Annotated in this window: 11 protein-coding genes; 3 read left to right on the forward strand and 8 right to left on the reverse strand. The window is 57.9% G+C overall.

Translation table 11 applies throughout. The features are described 5' to 3' along the window. Window positions 1-35: 35 nt before the first annotated feature. Both flhA and VFE46_11025 read right to left on the reverse strand, forming a co-directional pair. The gene (flhA, locus tag VFE46_11020; protein ID HZZ28523.1) at window positions 36-2,129 is read right to left on the reverse strand and encodes a flagellar biosynthesis protein FlhA; all 2,094 of its coding nucleotides are present in this window, start codon (window positions 2,127-2,129) and stop codon (window positions 36-38) included. A gap of 198 nt (window positions 2,130-2,327) precedes the next feature. Next, window positions 2,328-3,764: an endo-1,4-beta-xylanase gene (locus VFE46_11025; protein HZZ28524.1), complete on the reverse strand. Its 1,437-nt coding sequence runs from the start codon at window positions 3,762-3,764 to the stop codon at window positions 2,328-2,330. Between the two features lie 281 nt (window positions 3,765-4,045). Here VFE46_11025 and VFE46_11030 point away from each other — a divergent pair, with 281 nt between their 5' ends. From VFE46_11030 to VFE46_11040, 3 genes are all read left to right on the forward strand, one after another. Then, entirely contained in the window at window positions 4,046-4,945 is a 900-nt protein-coding gene (locus VFE46_11030; protein ID HZZ28525.1) for a phosphoribosylaminoimidazolesuccinocarboxamide synthase, read from the forward strand. 121 nt (window positions 4,946-5,066) lie between these two features. Next, window positions 5,067-6,206: a chorismate synthase gene (gene aroC, locus VFE46_11035; protein ID HZZ28526.1), complete on the forward strand. Its 1,140-nt coding sequence runs from the start codon at window positions 5,067-5,069 to the stop codon at window positions 6,204-6,206. A gap of 80 nt (window positions 6,207-6,286) precedes the next feature. Beyond that, window positions 6,287-7,594: a hypothetical protein gene (locus tag VFE46_11040; protein HZZ28527.1), complete on the forward strand. Its 1,308-nt coding sequence runs from the start codon at window positions 6,287-6,289 to the stop codon at window positions 7,592-7,594. Window positions 7,595-7,706: 112 nt separating this feature from the next. Here the strand turns inward: VFE46_11040 and ccsA are convergent, their stop codons facing one another. The 6 genes from ccsA to VFE46_11070 all read right to left on the reverse strand — a co-directional run bounded on the left by ccsA (window position 7,707) and on the right by VFE46_11070 (window position 16,327). After that, on the reverse strand, window positions 7,707-11,606 hold the full coding sequence (gene ccsA / locus VFE46_11045; protein HZZ28528.1) for a cytochrome c biogenesis protein CcsA: 3,900 nt from the start codon (window positions 11,604-11,606) through the stop codon (window positions 7,707-7,709). A gap of 50 nt (window positions 11,607-11,656) precedes the next feature. After that, complete coding sequence (locus VFE46_11050; protein ID HZZ28529.1) at window positions 11,657-12,862, reverse strand: hypothetical protein; 1,206 nt, start codon at window positions 12,860-12,862, stop codon at window positions 11,657-11,659. Between the two features lie 263 nt (window positions 12,863-13,125). Beyond that, window positions 13,126-13,926 carry an OmpA family protein gene (locus VFE46_11055; protein HZZ28530.1) on the reverse strand — a complete coding sequence of 267 codons (801 nt, stop codon included), beginning with the start codon at window positions 13,924-13,926 and terminating at the stop codon, window positions 13,126-13,128. Window positions 13,927-13,978: 52 nt separating this feature from the next. Beyond that, window positions 13,979-15,457 (reverse strand): helix-turn-helix domain-containing protein, encoded by a 1,479-nt coding sequence (locus tag VFE46_11060; GenBank protein HZZ28531.1) that lies wholly within the window; start codon window positions 15,455-15,457, stop codon window positions 13,979-13,981. A gap of 24 nt (window positions 15,458-15,481) precedes the next feature. Then, window positions 15,482-15,820 (reverse strand): hypothetical protein, encoded by a 339-nt coding sequence (locus VFE46_11065; GenBank protein HZZ28532.1) that lies wholly within the window; start codon window positions 15,818-15,820, stop codon window positions 15,482-15,484. A gap of 279 nt (window positions 15,821-16,099) precedes the next feature. Further along, window positions 16,100-16,327, reverse strand: coding sequence for a hypothetical protein (locus VFE46_11070; protein HZZ28533.1), 228 nt, complete (start codon window positions 16,325-16,327; stop codon window positions 16,100-16,102). Window positions 16,328-16,395 lie beyond the last annotated feature (68 nt).

A 16,395-nucleotide genomic window follows, 5' to 3' on the forward strand; every position in this document is an offset into this window, starting at 1 on the left:
TCTGCCTTCTGCCTTCTGCCTTCTGCTTTTCCTTCTTACTTCGAATCAATCACCAGCCCCACCGATTCAATCTGCGTATCCCGCGTAATTTCGTTGTAGCTGAGTACCACCAGCCGCGGCAGATGAGCCGTCGTCAACTGCTTCAACCCAGCCCGAATTTGCGGACTGACCAACACGACCGGCGGATGATTTTCCCGGGCCAGCTTCTCCACCGCATCGCCCAATAATTTGCACGTGATTTCCACGGCCTGCGGCGACATTCGCACAAACAGGCCGCGCTCGCTTTGTTCCAAGCCTGCCTTGATGCGATCTTCCAAGGCCGGATCGACCGTCACAACGTGCAATTTTTCGTCCGCATCGCGGTACCGAGTGCAAATGACTCGGGCCAGCCGATGTCGCACGTATTCGGTGAGCAGCACGGGATCTTTGGTGCGCGGCGCGTAATCACCCAAGGTTTCCAAAATTAAGCTGAGCTGGCGGATGGGCACTTGCTCGCGCAACAGCATTTGCAAAATCCGCTGGACTTCGGCCAACTTCATGTGGCTGGGAATCAACTCTTCCACTGTGGCGGGCGAGGTCCGTTTCAACTCGTCAATCAAATGCTTGGTGGCATCGCGGTTGAGAATTTCGTCCGCATGCTTGCGCACAATTTCGGTCAAGTGCGTGGCCAGCACGCCGGCCGGTTCCACAACGGTGTATCCGTACAATTCGGCCTGATCGCGCACTCCCGGTTCAATCCACGTTGCGGACGTGTTGAAAGCCGGCTCCCGTGTTTCAATTCCCCGCACTTTCCCGGTGGTGGCAGGAGAATCAATGGCCAACAGCATCGCGGGCTCCAACGTCCCTTCGGCCACCGAAACATCGCTAATTTTGATGCGATACTGCGTTTGTCCCAGCCGCATGTTATCGCGAATGCGAACTTTAGGCATGATAATGCCCATATCGGCGGCCACGCTTTGGCGGACGCGCTGAATGCGGTCTAGCAAATCGCCGCCGCGTTTGGGATCGGCCAGGCGAATCAGCCCGACGCCAATTTCGATTTCCATGGGATCGGTGGTGAGATAATCTTCGATCCGCTCGTCCGGCTTCTTCTTCGCCTCGTTCTTCACTTTGATGGCTTCGGTGGCGGCGGCCTGTTGTTTTTGGCGTGACAACATCACGGCCATGCCGATGCAACTGCCGCCGATCAATGCCAGCGGAATCGTCGGCAAATTGGTGAAAATCAGTATTCCCAAAAATCCTCCGGCGACGGCGAGCGCTTGCGGGCGGGAAAACAATTGCCGCAAGAATTCGCTGGGCAAATTCGTATCGCTGCTGGAACGCGTAACTAATAAACCCGCCGCCAACGAAATCAAAAACGCCGGCACCTGGCTTACCAAGCCATCGCCGATCGTGAGTTTGGTGAAAATATCGGCCGCCTGGCTAAAATCCATGCCCCCTTGCACCATGCCGATCACTAACCCGCCCATGATGTTAATCAGGGTGATTAAAATTGCCGCAATGGCATCGCCGCGGACAAATTTACTGGCGCCATCCATAGCGCCGAAAAAATCTGCTTGCTGCGTTATTTCTTTGCGACGGCGTTGCGCTTCCGTTTCGTCGATGCTGCCGGCGTTCAAATCGGCATCGATGGCCATTTGCCGCCCCGGCATGCCGTCCAATGCAAAGCGCGCCGCCACTTCGCTGATGCGCGTGGCCCCCTTCGTAATCACCACAAATTGGATGATGATGATGATCACGAAAATGATGATCCCCACCACCAACTGATTGCCCGCTACGAACTCGCCAAATGCTCGCACCACGTGACCGGCCGCCAACGGGCCATCCAGCGGCGCTTTCGTAAGAATGAGCCGCGTCGTCGCCACGTTCAACACCAACCGGGCCAGCGTTGTGGCCAACAGTAAGCTGGGAAACACGCTAAATTCCAGCGGCGTACGCACGTAAATGGTCGTCAGCACAATGATGACCGAGAGCGTGATGTTCGTTGCTAGCAAAATGTCCATCAGCGCCGGAGGAATCGGCACGATAATGACCAACACGCTGGCAATAATGCTCACGGGCAGAATTAATTCCGCCCAGCGCGACGACGATGAGCTGATGCCAGCATGGGGTAAAGTACCCGTAGCCATCCGTTAACTCCGGAGCCAGTGCAAGAACTTGCGCAAAGTGTTCGGGAAACCGAATCAGATGAGGGGGGAAAAGGTATCGAAATTGCCGTTCAATGTCCAGCCAGAATTGCTCCGCGAGTTTGGCTCCTAAATGATTGCTAGCAGCGCGGGGGTGCTAAAACTGCCGGCAGGCAACACGGGCCGCAGGCATCAAAACAATTACGCGGAGAATTGATGCCGCAGCGCTGCCAGCGTAGCAAACGCGGGTTTCACTTGATGTCGCTCGGTTACCAAGCCGGTGTGTGGAAAATCTTCCGCTTCCGCATCGAGTAGCTGGTTCCAAATCACCGCTTGCACGCTAGAACGCGCCAGCAATACCGGCAAATACTTTTCCAGCCACTCTTGTTGCCAGCGCAACGTAAACGGGCTACCGCCGCTGGGCGCCGCAATCGATACCAATAGCGGCAACCCCAACGAGCTCCAAATGTCAAGCTGGACACTGAACTCCAATAGATCGCGCGGCAACGTGGCCTGCGGCGTGGCGCCTAAGTTGACTTCCAAGCCGATTCCCGACACGCCCAGGTCCGAGCGCGCAAAGGCATCGGCAAATTGCAGCGGGCTGATTTCGGTTTCGCGCCGCGCCATTGAATCGCCCCAGGGTTGATCGAGCGAAACAATGATCGGCGTTTGCGTATCTAACGAGCGAATGACTTCGACGGCCCGCAAGGCCAGCCGCAGTTTTTGCTCTTCGTCCAGGCCCAGCGCTTCGCCGGTGATCAATCGTCCCGCCGCATTCCAAAAATGAACTTTGCCCCGGTAGCGCGTCACCACGGCGCGGATATAATCGCCGGCGACCATCAACAAATTGTCAAAATCGCCTTCCCACAAATACAGCCAATCGGGCAACGATCGGCGCCGCAATTCCAATAGTGGGCCGCCGCACACGCGCAAGTTGTGAGCATGGGCCCAGCGCACCTGGGCATCGGCCGTGGTCCAATCTTGGCGTCCCTCGTCCGCTTCCACACGCCCCCAAGACAACGGCACCGCAGCCGTATTAAACGCCGCCAGAAACGCTGTGCCCACTTCCGCATCGGGAACCGCGTCCCCCAAGCGACCGGCAAATAACGGCAAAATGCGCTGCGCTTGCTGCTGGCGAGCTTTGCGAATTTGCTCGGCCATGCTCGAGGTCATGCCTTCAATTCCCGCCAGCGCCGTAACAATCGATTTTTCGGCCAACTCGGCGGCACTCGCGGGAGAATTTTGTTTCGCAACCGCCTCCGTAAACAAATTCAGCGAATCGGTGAGCAAGCTCCCTACCGCCTCGGGCTCTTCCACGCCCGACGAACGGCATTCGGCCAACAAATTGCGCAATCGGTTCAATGTCCCCCGCGCCAATTCCAGTGGCAACAAATACGGCTTGGCCCGTTCGACCAGCGTGGCCGTCGACAGCAGTAAGATGCCTCGGCCCGCAATCGACCATAGAATGTTAAACGTGCCTGATTCGTCTTCGTCGCGCTCCACAACCAGCTCGCCATGGTCCGTGGCGGTAACTCGGCTGACAAACGGCAAGCGATCTCGCCCGCAAATATGGGCCGTTTGAGTAGCTTGCTGCGACACACGATTGGGCTGCGGCACCAGGAAGCGTAGCTGGCCCATGGCATGTGTCGCAAGTAAGAAAGATCAGAGCGATTGAATATCGAGCAGGATTTTCCCAAGTTGATCCACGGTGAGGATTAGATTCCGCCAATGTCAGCTGGGAAAGATTCTCCAATGTAACATCCGCAATGCCGCGACATCAACCACCGATTGCGATTGGCGCCCCAGTCCTACCAGTCTGCCGCTGAGCTTGGTATATTCGGCGCGGTGCAGTTGGATCGTCGAATAGCCTTGCATTTCTCGCCCATTTATTTTGATAAAATCTTAACTCGTAAAAACCCATGCCGACTACTATTTCTGCACCGCTGTTGGAAACGAACATTCCTCAATGGCTGGTCCGCCGTGGAAAAGTGCGCGACTGCTACGATTTGGGGAATCGCCTGCTGCTGGTCAGTACCGATCGCATCAGCGCGTTCGATTGGGTCCTCCCCACCGGCATTCCCGACAAGGGGCGCGTCCTCACGCAAATCAGCGCTTTCTGGTTTGGTCAACTGAACGAAACGCATCACCTGCTGTCGATGAATGTTGCCGATTTTGGATTGCCCCCGGGGATTGACCCGGAACCGCTGGCCGGCCGCAGCATGCTCGTTCGCAAAACCGATGTGGTGCCCATCGAGTGCGTTGTCCGCGGATATCTTTCCGGCTCGGGCTGGAAAGAATATCAAAAAAACAGCTCCGTCTGCGGCATTCGCTTGCCGAGCGGCCTGAAAGAAAGCGATCCATTGCCCGAACCCATCTTCACGCCCGCCACCAAGGAGCAAACCGGCCACGACATCAATATTTCGTTTGAGAAAATGGTCGAACTCATTGGGCAGCAAACCGCCGACGAACTTCGCCGCCGCAGCTCGGCCATTTACCACCGCGGCGCAGAATTGGCGCGCCAGCGTGGCATCATCATCGCCGACACCAAATTCGAATGGGGCCGTGTCGATGGCCAGTTAATTCTCATCGACGAAGTGCTCACGCCCGATAGTTCCCGCTTTTGGCCCGCCGATCAATACCGTCCTGGCCAAGGGCAGGCTTCGTTCGACAAGCAGTTTGTTCGCGATTGGCTGGAAACCACTGCGTGGGACAAAAATAGCCCGCCGCCGGCACTGCCAGAAGATGTTGTGGCCCGCACCCGCGAAAAATACATTCAAGCGTACGAGCAACTAACCGGCCAGAAATTCGCTTGGGCGTAAGCGAAACTCTCGGAAACTTGCCTACCTTCGAATTCTGCATCCAAGTACAATTGAGAGCATCGGCGCTATTGCCGCGCGCATTGGGCAACCTCGCTCCGCTCTCAATCCCTTTTACAGCATCATGTTGCGTTACCTCACCGCTGGCGAATCGCATGGCAAGGCCATCGTGGCTTTGATCGACGGTTTTCCGGCGGGGCTAACCATCGATACCGCGCCCATCGATGTCGAGCTTCGCCGTCGCCAGGGAGGTTACGGCCGCGGCGGGCGGCAACGCATTGAAACCGACACCGTCGAAATACTCACCGGCATTTGGCAAAATGTTTCGCTCGGAAGCCCCATCGCGCTGCAAGTTGTCAACAAGGATTACAAGCTTGAACGGTTGGAAGATTTAGATCGCCCCCGCCCCGGCCATGCCGATCTGACGGGGGCCATCAAATACCTGGGTTCCATCCGCAGCGTGTTGGAGCGCGCCAGCGCCCGCGAAACCACGGTGCGCGTGGCTGCCGGCGCACTGGCCAAACAACTCCTCAGCCAATTCGGCATCGACGTCTTAGGCTACGTGGTGGAACTGGGAGGAGCGAAAATCGAGCCCCTGCCCGGAGACATCGAACAACACAAAAAACTGCGCGATCAAAGCGAAATCTACTCGCTGAACCCACAACAAGACGTCCAATTCAAGCAGATGATTGATGCCGCCGGCAAAGATGGTGATACGCTGGGCGGCATTCTCGAAGCCCGCGTGGAAGGCCTGCCCTTTGGCTTAGGCAGCCACACGCAGTGGGATCGCAAGCTCGACGGCCGGCTGGCTCAGGCCGTGATGTCGATCCAAGCCATCAAGGGCGTGGAAATTGGCTTAGGGTTTGAAGCTGCCCGGCGGCGCGGCTCGCTGGTGCACGATCCCATTCAATTCGACGAATCCAAACGAAGCACACCCAGCCTGGGCTTTGTGCGGCCCACCAATAATGCCGGCGGCTTGGAAGCCGGCATGACCAACGGTCAGCCGCTGATTGTGCGGGCGGCGAAAAAACCCATTAGCACGCTGCGTAAACCGCTGGAATCTGTCAATTTGAAAACACACCAGCCGGAAGCCGCGGCTTACGAGCGCAGCGACGTGTGCGCGGTGGCAGCGGCCAGCGTCATCGTCGAAAACGTGGTTGCATTCGAAGTGGCAGCCGCCCTGGTCGATAAATTCGGCGGCGACAGCGTCATGGAAATGAAGGCTCGTTACGATTTGTTTTTGAAACTGGCGCGAGAACGGTAAGCGGTAGGCAGGATGCAGTAGGGGGTAGGTTTGCCGCATACTGCATACTGCACACCGCCTGCTGTACACCGGAGGCATGGATGCTTCGCTTGCACGATCACACTCGTCGCTGGATTTGCCGCGCGCTGTTTTTGCTCTTCGGCGCGCTCCCCGCCTCGATGGTAGTTGGCTGGTGCATTTACATGAACAGCCCAGCGGCGGTCTCGGCGGTTCGCGCCGAATTGCAAGCGGCACTAGGGCTGAAAGTACAACTGGCCCAAGTTTCTTTTCCTCGGCCTGGCTGCACGCGAATTACCGACCTGCAACTGACCGACCCGGAATCGGGAGAAACGGTGGCGAGCATGCGCCAGGTGGAAATTCAAACCACCAGCCTGGGAAAAACCATCATCGCTTCCCAACCGGAAATGAATGTCGCGGCAGTCGCGCATTGGGGCACGTTGATCGACCGCTGGTTGCACCGCGAAACCGATGCACCCCCTTTTACGCTGCGGCTTTCAGCCGGGGAACTCACCTTGCGCTGGCCGGAAGGCGCCCAAACTTTCCCGCACTGCAGCATTCAGTTCGCCACGAGCGCCAGTGGCAATTGCATCCAAGTCTGGCAGCAGGCATCGGGCGATTTTGCCAACGCGGTATCTCCAGTGCTGCAATGGGAACGAACCGGCAAATCGGGCTCAATGGCGACTCATGTAACCCTGTGCGCCCAGAATACACTGCTTCCCGCCCCCATGCTGGCCGCGCTGCTGCAACGCGAGAATCGTTGCGGACCGCGCGCCACCTTCCGCGGCACCGTCGATGTCCTGGAAACGCCCGATGGCTGGCAGGCGGAACTGACCGGCCACTTGGAAAATATCGATTTGCACTCGCTGGTCAGCGAACAGTTTCCACATCAACTGGGCGGCACCGCTGATCTCACCATTGGCCACGCAGTATTGCATGCCGGCCGGTTGGAAGAAGCTGCCGGCAGCCTGCACGCCGGACCGGGCAGCATTAGCCCTTCGCTACTTAGCGCGGCCGCAAATTGCCTGGGCTTGCAGCGGCGGGGTTTGGAAAACGCCAATAGCGCCACGGCGGGAAATGTCATTGCATATGAAGAGCTTTCCACCGAATTCAACCTTACCGCTCTTGGCCTCATGCTGCACGGCAAGTGTGAAAAACAGCCCGGCGTATTATTGCGCAGCGGCGAGCAAGCCCTTTTGACCGAAACGAATCGGGGAGCAATTCCCGTGGTGGCCCTAGTGAAAATGCTGGTGCCAGACAGCCGCTTACAAGTGCCCGCCACGCGCCAAACCGATTGGCTGCTCCCCTGGTTGCCAGTTCCCGACGTCATTCCCGGCGATCCCAATGCCGCGCCCCAGGCCCGGTTGCGCGGCGTGAAAGACCTGCACTGAGAAATGACCAATGACCAAATCCCAATGACCAACAAGCAATCTGGAAATTGGTCATTGGTGCTTGGTCATTGGTCATTCATCATCATTGGTCATTGAGATTTGGTTTTTCTCGCTAGGCTGGCGCTGCCGGCGGCTGGTGATTGCTTCGCCAAAACCGCAGCGGCGTAAGCCCGAGAGCAATCATTGCCAGTTGGCTGACGCAAACCAGGGCCAAGGCCAGCAGCACGCCTTCGGTAAATCCGTACGAGTGTAAACCAACGCCCAATTGATTCACGCCGAAGTACGACCAACTGACGACGATGTTGCCGCCAATGGCCAACAGGGCCAGCCCACGGTCCTTTACCAAGCCATCCCACCGAGCGTGCAGCACCAAGGCATTCCACAGCACGATGATAAGCGCGCCGTTTTCCTTGGGGTCCCAACCCCAGAACCGGCCCCAGGAATCGTCGGCCCACAATCCGCCCAGCACCGTGCCGACGAAGCTAAAGAAAATCGCAAAACAAACGGTGCCATAAATCATGCGGGCCAAATCTTTCCCGTCGCTAGCGGTGAGCGAGGTCGTAAACAAGCCGCGAACTACATAAATTAGGCCCAGCAGTCCGGCGACGTAGGTGGCGGAATAACCTAAATTGACCATCGTCACGTGCGTCGCCAACCAGAATTGCGTATCGAGCACCGCTTGCATCACGCTGATGGTGTCGCCGCCGCTGGAGGGTTCCAACAGCAGCGTAAGTCGATCGGCCAACAGCAGTGTGACAAATCCGGCGATCGAAGCTACGGCATTTCCAAAGCTCAGATGGTATACCGATTCCAAAATCAATCCGGCCAGCACGGCAGCCCAGCCGATGAAAATGGCCGTGGAGTACAAGTTAATCACTGGCGGGCGGCCCGAAATGTACATCCGCGCCACCAGCGCAAACGTGTGCACCAGGAAGGTGACCGCGATCAGCCAAAACGCCGTGCGATTCAGGGTGCGGGTTTTGCCCAGCCAGGAAAACGCCACCAAGCAAAACGCCGCAAAGTACAGCCATTGGCAATCGAAGAACGGACTCCAATGGTTGAACCAGGCCTCGAAGGCGGGCACGGCTTTCTCCATTTGCCGCGGCGGATTCTCGGACAGCGACATGGAATAATCCACCACTGCCCGGTTGAATGCGCCGGCATCTTGCTGGGCGTACGCATCGAAAATATGAGCCAGCGACGTGGCGGCCGGATTCGGCGGTTGCTGGCGCAGCTCCGCGAAATAATTTTGCAGCCAGGCGAGCGTGTAGGGCTCCCAACTGGCGGGCGCCGCCTGGGTGGGCTGGTCGGCCGAGGGCATTTCTCGTGATTGCGGCGTAGGCACGGCCAGCGGCGGATGAGATTCCGCCTGCGGATCCATCATCGCTTGCAAGGTTTGAGCCAGGTCGATGAGCCGCTCTTTGATTTCGGCTTTGATCTTATCGGTTCCGTCGGGATCGGCCTTGGACTCTTCATCGGTCGGAAATGGCGGCAGCGGATGGTTCATGAACGAGCCACGCAACACCAAATACAAGGTCATCCGGCTTTGCAACTCGGACAGTTTCTTTTGGAACACCGAATAATTGTCCGATTTGCTGTCGCGAAGCTCCTGGAACTCTTTCTCCAACAGCTTCGGTTGGTAAATTTCGTCCCACGAGTAACGGTAGTACTCGCGCCGCCGCAAGCCAAGCAGGTTGAGCAAATCCAGGTTTTCCACCTTGAACACGTGCAGCCGATCCGCCACGTCCGGACGCGCCGCCACTTCCAACAGCCATTTGACGGCCGGTTGAAATTCCCGCTTGATAACAATCCCCCGCGCCGGCTGATCGCCGCGAGCCACCATGGCCTTCACGGTGGCATTACCGTTGTCTTCCAACCGCTCCCAAGCGGTTTTAAAATTGAAATCGCCTTTCGACACACGATCGAGCGACAGCAGGCGATCGCCAGGTTTAATTCCGGCCAGATCGGCGGCACTGCCCGGAATGACGGAGGCGATTTCCAACCCCTCCTGACCCTCTTTCGCGGGCTTCAGTTGCACGCCCGATTGATCCAAATAGGCCTCGCGCAAGCAGAACACGCGCAACAGATTTCGCGCCAGAGAATCCAGCGGCTGCACGCGGCCGCCGGACATGACCGGCAGCTTGCCGAAGTTGTAGAAATCGAACTCTTTCGGCCCTGCGCTGGGGACGATGGCCAAATACGCCAACAATCCAATCGCCAATGCCGCCACGACGCTGGGCAGCACAATGCCGGGCCGGGCCGTCGCCTGGCTGACTGCCGCCCGTTGTGCCGCCGTTGGCCCTTCTTCCCGGCGGCGCAAGAACCGCACCAGCGTCAGGCAAAAATGCGCGAGCAAGCCGGTGGCGACAATCATGCACGCCAGGTACGGAATCATCCAGCCGAAGTTGCTGACCACTTGCAGCGTAGTGGCTTTCACGCCGGTGCCCGACTCCTGCCCATCGTCAAAGCCGGCTTGGTAAAACGTTTCGCCGCCGTACCGCAGCGGTTCGTTCATGCGCACGTCGGCCCGGCGATCGACGCCGCGCGTCGGATCGACCAACTGCAGATCGGACGAGTAATTTCGCGGAATTTTCGTGCCCAAATACATGTCTCCGCGCACTTCGTGCAAGTGCATGGTGTAGGGCTTGTATTCGCGCTGAAAGCGCAGGGCAATTTCGTACTCTTTATCCGCGACTTGCGCTTTTTGTTCGACGGAATTTCCCAGTCTGTCCACATAGCCCGTGCTCACCAAATACGTGCCCAGCGATTTGCCGGTGCCTTTTTCCGTCAGCTGCACGTACGCCGCGGGCAAATTGACTCCTTCGCCCGCGCTAGCCCCCGTCACAGGCCGTAAACGTTCGATCATAGCGATTTTGCCAATTCCCGCGTCGGCCACTGTTTTTTCTTCCGGCCCGGCTTTGCGCAGCGCGGAATTTTCGAAGTAATCTAGCTGTTGCACGTCGAACGGAAGTTGCCGATCGGAAATAGGTTTCTTGCCATCCAGACTATCGCGCAACATTTTTTCCGGAATCACCGTCACGTCGTCTTCCGTGGCGCTCGATTTTTTATCGATCACAGCCAGCTCCACCGTGCGGATGTCGCTGGCGTAATTGACCGTTTGCCCTTCGGCCATGCGCAGCTGCTCCTCTTTGTGCAGGCAATACACGACCAGTTGATTGACCATGATCAGGCCAATGCCGGCGTGCAACAGCACAATGCCCGCCCGTTTGCGAAACGCTAAAATGCAGCCGACCAGCAGCACGGCGGCGGCAAATTCTCCCTCCAACAATTGCCACAAAATGCGCATGGCCGAAGGATTCAAATCTTGCGCATCGACATGGAACAGCAAAAACCCCAACAGAATCAACAGAGCCACGCCCACGCCGCTTAGCACGCCGCGCTCCAGCTTGCGGCGGGAATCGATTTGAAATACCGCCACCGCAACGCCCACGCAAGCACAGGCCAGCGCGCCCAAAAAGACCTTCCACAACGTAATCCAATCGGTCGGCGCACTAGCTTGCGAGCCATCTTTTCCGGGCCCGGCGTCCACCACCAGCCACACCACCAGGCAGCCCAAGGCAATGACCCCCAGCCCACTCCATAATCGCAGGCCGCGCGTTTGCACTTTGAAGCGCAATCCATGGGCCGCCAACAAATTCACAGCCATCAGGCCGCCAATCGTGAACCCGCCCGGAAACGGAAAACTTCCCGGTAAATTCAACAACCAGGGCGAATCGGAAAACCACGCCGGCGGAAAAAATGTTTTGAATTCGATCCAGGCCAGCGGAGTGAAAAAGTAATGGTCTTGCACCCACAGCACGTCATGCCGGGCCTGGGTCAGCGTGCCGGCGAAGATTAAAAAAATCGCCAGCAGAAATAACACCACGGTCAACTTGAGCGAAGCCACCGGCTTGAGGGCCGTCCGAACGGCGGCTGCCAACGTCGAGTCAGCCGGCGCGCGATTGGCGACATTCCATTGCGATGTGCCGCCATGTAATGCGCCCGTTGCCATGGTTCAGTTTCCCAAGTTTTTTAGAGACAATTAGAGCTTTCTTTTCCGCGTCACGGTTCCGGGGCTGTGAATTTCACGGAGGCGACGAATTTTTCAAAATTCGCCTGTTCATTGTCGGCCACCGCCGCCTCCGCTTTCATCGCGAATATCCAATCGGTGCCGTCGCGGGAAACCACTGCCGCCATAATTTCTCGTTGTGGGTTGGCTCCCTCCGGGCCCAATAACCGCACCCACGTGGCCGGCATTCCATTTACTTTATACGGTTTGGCGACGGCTGTCAGTTCGTCCTTCGAGGCCTCGGGCAAACCCAACTGGCCCCGCCAGCGGCCAATGTTGTCGAGAATTCCGTTCGGTCGGGTGGCTAACGGCGTAATCGTGACTTCCGGCCGCTGCGAATTCTTGCTCAATGCAAAAGCTGCCACGGCAAACGGGGGCAGCGTCGCCGTGTGCCAGTTCTTGGGCGCAGCGAAAGTGAGCGGCAATTCGGCTGCGCTCGATGAACTTTCGCTCGACCCACTGGATTTTGCCGACGGGGCTTTCGCTGCCGAGGATTCCGCCGCGGAATTATCGATGGGCGGATGCCCGGAAGGTAGCGTAGCGGTCATGGGGGGATGGCCCGGCGGCAGCGCGCCTGCGGCCGCGCCGGCAAGCGGGGGCGTCATTCCGCCGGCTTTGAATTTTCCTTTCAGGTCAATTAACGTTGCCGAACCGTCGGCGAGTTTAAGCTTCCGGCTGTTCTCGGCCAATGCGGCGGCATCCACCGGCTTCAATTGCATTTGGCCGCGCCAGCGATTCAAGTTCATGAGCAGCCGCTGGTCGTTTTCCGCCGCCGGCCAGGGGACCTTGCCCACCGTTACTTCCAGCGCCGGGTTCTCGCCGGGCATGGTGATCGTAGCGAAGCGCATTTCGGAATTGCCCGCCTGCTGCTTCCAGCCTGCGGGAAGTTTCCACTGCGGCTGGCCACCAGGCTGGTCGCTAAACGTGACCGACTGCACAAGCTTTTCAAATTCTGCCGCGTGCTGATCGACGGCTTCCAGGGGTCCGGCAAGTTTGAAGGTCCAGGCGGAATCTGCATGCGGCACAATGGCCGCCAACATACGATCGGTCGGCGCGGTGTCGGCCTGAGCAGCATCGGCTGGGCCAGCGGCGCCCGCTTCCGCCTCGGCACTGGGAAGGCTTGCTTCCAGCTCTTTGGGCACGCGGTAATGTGCAATTTCCGACCCCTTTTGGCATCCGCCCAACATTAGCGCTGCCATCAATGCGGCAATCGACAGGAGGCAACGGCAGCGTGAACAAGCAGGGGCGCAATCCATGGGCATCTCGCGGGTAGGCGACCAAGTGACCGCCGGAGCGAATGAAGCGCCAGGCAGGTTTACGAGCGCTTCGGGGTCGCAGCAATGTCCGCCAAATAAAATCGATTTCTGATACTGCGATTATAAAGCAGCGGTGGCGCAAAAGTAAGGGGCCAAAGAGGTTGCCGCAGCCCTGCCGCCGGCGCAAATGAGTATTTTTCGGCCGCTTAATACAGCGATGTTGTGGTTTCGGTCCAACCGACAATGGGCGCTTCCGGCGGCAGCACGAAAATTTCCACACGGCGATTGCGGCGGCGATCTTCCGCCGTGGCGTTGGAGGCAATTGGCTCGTGATCGCCAAATCCCGAAACGCCAATCCGCTGCGCCGGCACGCCGGCCTGCTTCAAATAATCGGCCACCGCCAAGGCTCGGGCCGCGCTCAGGTGAAAATTGTCAGCATATTTCTCGCGCACTTCGTGACGGGCAATTTTTAGCGCGTCGGTGTGCCCCACGACCATCAACTTCAAATCGCGCGCTTCGGGCGAGCGCAGAATGTGGGCAAATTCGCCCAGCATTTGCTGAGCGTCATCTTTGAGCGCCGCTTCGCCAGGATCGAACAGCACGTCGGAATCGAGCTTGGCGGCGCCCGTGGCGGTATCGTACTGCAAGCTGGGGTAGCGGCGCGATAAATTCGCCAACTGCGTGCTCAAGCCCGGCGGCAGGCGATTGCCGTTGCCATCGGAAACTTCAGTTTGCAAGGCCGCCAAGCGCTTGCGGTCAGCCTGCGATTGCTGATCCAGCGCCGCCAGCTGCTCCTCGGATTGAATCAACTTATCTTCCAGCTTGTGGTTGTGCGTTTGCAGATTTTCGATTTCCGCTTGCTGGGCCTGGCTTTGCTCGGCCAGCATTCGATTTTGCGTTTGGGCGGCCGTCAACTCGCCGCGCGGGGCAAATGCACAGCCCATAGAAAGCACGCACAGGCCCGCCATTGCCACCAGGCATCGGGCACAAGGTTGAAGAATTCCCATCGTTCGACTCCTTTCGAACTGCAGCTAGTGATTAGCCGCGAATTGCTGCCGCTTATTTATCGAGCCAGCCCACCGTTTTGCCGATCGAATCCATGATCGAGCTGTTCACCGGATAGGGGCCATCCCAACTCCACATGTTTCGCATTAAATCGAACGTCATCATGCCGCAGAACATCAGCAGCACCGTGCAAATTGACAACAGTGCAATGTTGGAGCCCGAATACGGCGCTTCGGCAGGCGCCGCTGGGACGGCGCCGGCCATCAAAGCCGACGAGGCGGCAAATGCCGACGAGCTGCCCATCAGCGGCGATGCCGCGACAACCGCGCCGCCGCCGCCCATGACCGGCTCTTCTTCCAACAATCCGGCTTCGCCGCCGCTCACGGCAAACAAGCCGGAGCTCATTTCGTCGTCGGTATCGAGGGCAATTACTTGCGATCCGCTGTCGGACGATTCCTCGCTTCCGGTTTCGTCCATCGCCGTCAGCAAAAAGTCTTCGTCGGTTTTCAGCTCGGCGGGCTCTTCCGAGACAATTTCCTGCGTGACGCCGGTTTCCTCTTCCGGCATGTCGAGCAATCGCCGGGCCGAGCTGCCTAAAGACAGCGGTTCTTCCAGCGACAAACCGCTGTCCGAGGCGCTGATGAGTTGAATGCCGCTGTCGCTGGGGCTTTGCGTTAAATCGCTCCCCGACTTGCTGCTTCCCATCACCACTTCCAGCTCTTCATCGCCCAATTTGATGGACGAGCCGGACCCTTTTTTCGAGCCCTCGGCCGGCTTGGGCGCGGCATCCGCCGGCGGGCCCACTTCCATCAGCTGCAATTCGTCGTCGGAAAGTTGCAGGGCGTCGGAGCCAAATAGCTTATCGCTGCTACCGCTGCTTTTTTTCTCGTCGCTGGGAACCAATTTCACATCGCCGAATTTCGCCAAGGCGGAGTCGCCCACCAAATCCAGACCGGAGGAACCGGCATCGTGCGATTGCGTGGAGCCGCTTTTCAATAGCGCCGAGTTTCCCGTCAGCACGTTCTTGGAATCGCCGGGGGAACTGCCGGGCAGCTTCAGGCCGCTTTCCGTTTTTCGCACCATGCTGCCGCCGGAGGCTAGCAAATCGGCATCGTCGTCCAGCGGAATTAAAACGTCGGCGTCTTCTTTGGCGTCGGCGGCCGGCGATAAATCCATGTCTTCGCTCGCTTCGCCCGGCTTGCCGATAATCGTGCTGGCCCCTTCGGTGCTCGATTTCCCCAACTCCACCTCGCTGAGCAAAATGGAATCGATTTCGTCGTTCACTTGCAAATCGATGTTTTCCAAATCTTCGCCGCCGCCGCTATCCCACACCGGAGCATCTTCATCGCCGGTGGGCGCCTGCTCCTCTTTCATTTCTTCACGGTAGCGCTCAATATCTTCCTGCTTGAATTTCCATTGATCGCCGTCGCGGTAGGGAAACAGCTTTTTCCGATCGCGCAGCACGGAAACTTGCTCCGCGGTTATGCCCAACATGCGGGCGGCTTCTTCTTGATCAATTAGTTTGCGTGCCATAGCTGCGTTTCCCCCCACGACGGTTTATCGATGATCTAACTGGGCCCGAATATCACGGGGTAGCGGGTTCACCCCGTTGAAATCGTCGATTTGTAAGTCTCCCGAAATGTTTCTGGCGCTCTTTAGCGTGATGGTGCCGGTAGGCAAATCAATATGATACACACACATAGCCCGTTTCACGGGATCGATGACCGCAATTTGTTGCCGCACGTTATCGACCTGAATCGGCACGGCAATCAACTGCGTCGAGGTGTCATAAACCGACGGATGCTCGGCGAACACTGGCGTTTCACGGCCGAACATCCACCAACCCAACACCACTGCCAACGCGCCTGCAACCGCCCCAACCAACGTGGCTTTCATGGTTTACCTTCCTTGGCTCGTGGCTCCCCTCGGCGAGCAACCACGACTACCCATCTCTATTTTAGAAGCACGATTTTGAAATACAACAGTTTTCCAGCGCCAGTTCGATCGTCTTAAACCTAGAAAGAGCCGGTAGTTGACGCTGCTTTGCGGACAACATGCGCGAAAGCGCCCTCCTCGAGAATTCGAGGCCGAAAAGAATAGCGACCCCCGCAACTCACAGCAATGCCGGTTTTTTTGCCCGTGCTGGCATCCCAAATGACAGCCAGACCGGCAAAATTACGGCTTAGCCGACTTCGGATGTTCTTCCGGGCCGCCGCCTGTGGCCTGCTGTTTATTGTGCGGATGCTGAATCGCCTGCTTGGGCGTGGGTTGGACCACCGGCCCTTTGGATCCGGGCTGTCCTTCCTGGCGTCCAAACTTTCCCCCTTCGGTATAAGCTGGCTCCGACTGTGCGGGCTGAAAGTGCGGCTTCGTTTCCCGATTCTGCTCAAGTTTTTGCGACATGGCTGCGTCCCTCCAATATGGGAATGAACCACCGTACCACGAGCAAATTCCGCGCCCTAGGGAACATC

Source organism: Pirellulales bacterium (genome assembly GCA_035656635.1).
Classification (GTDB): domain Bacteria; phylum Planctomycetota; class Planctomycetia; order Pirellulales; family JADZDJ01; genus DATJYL01.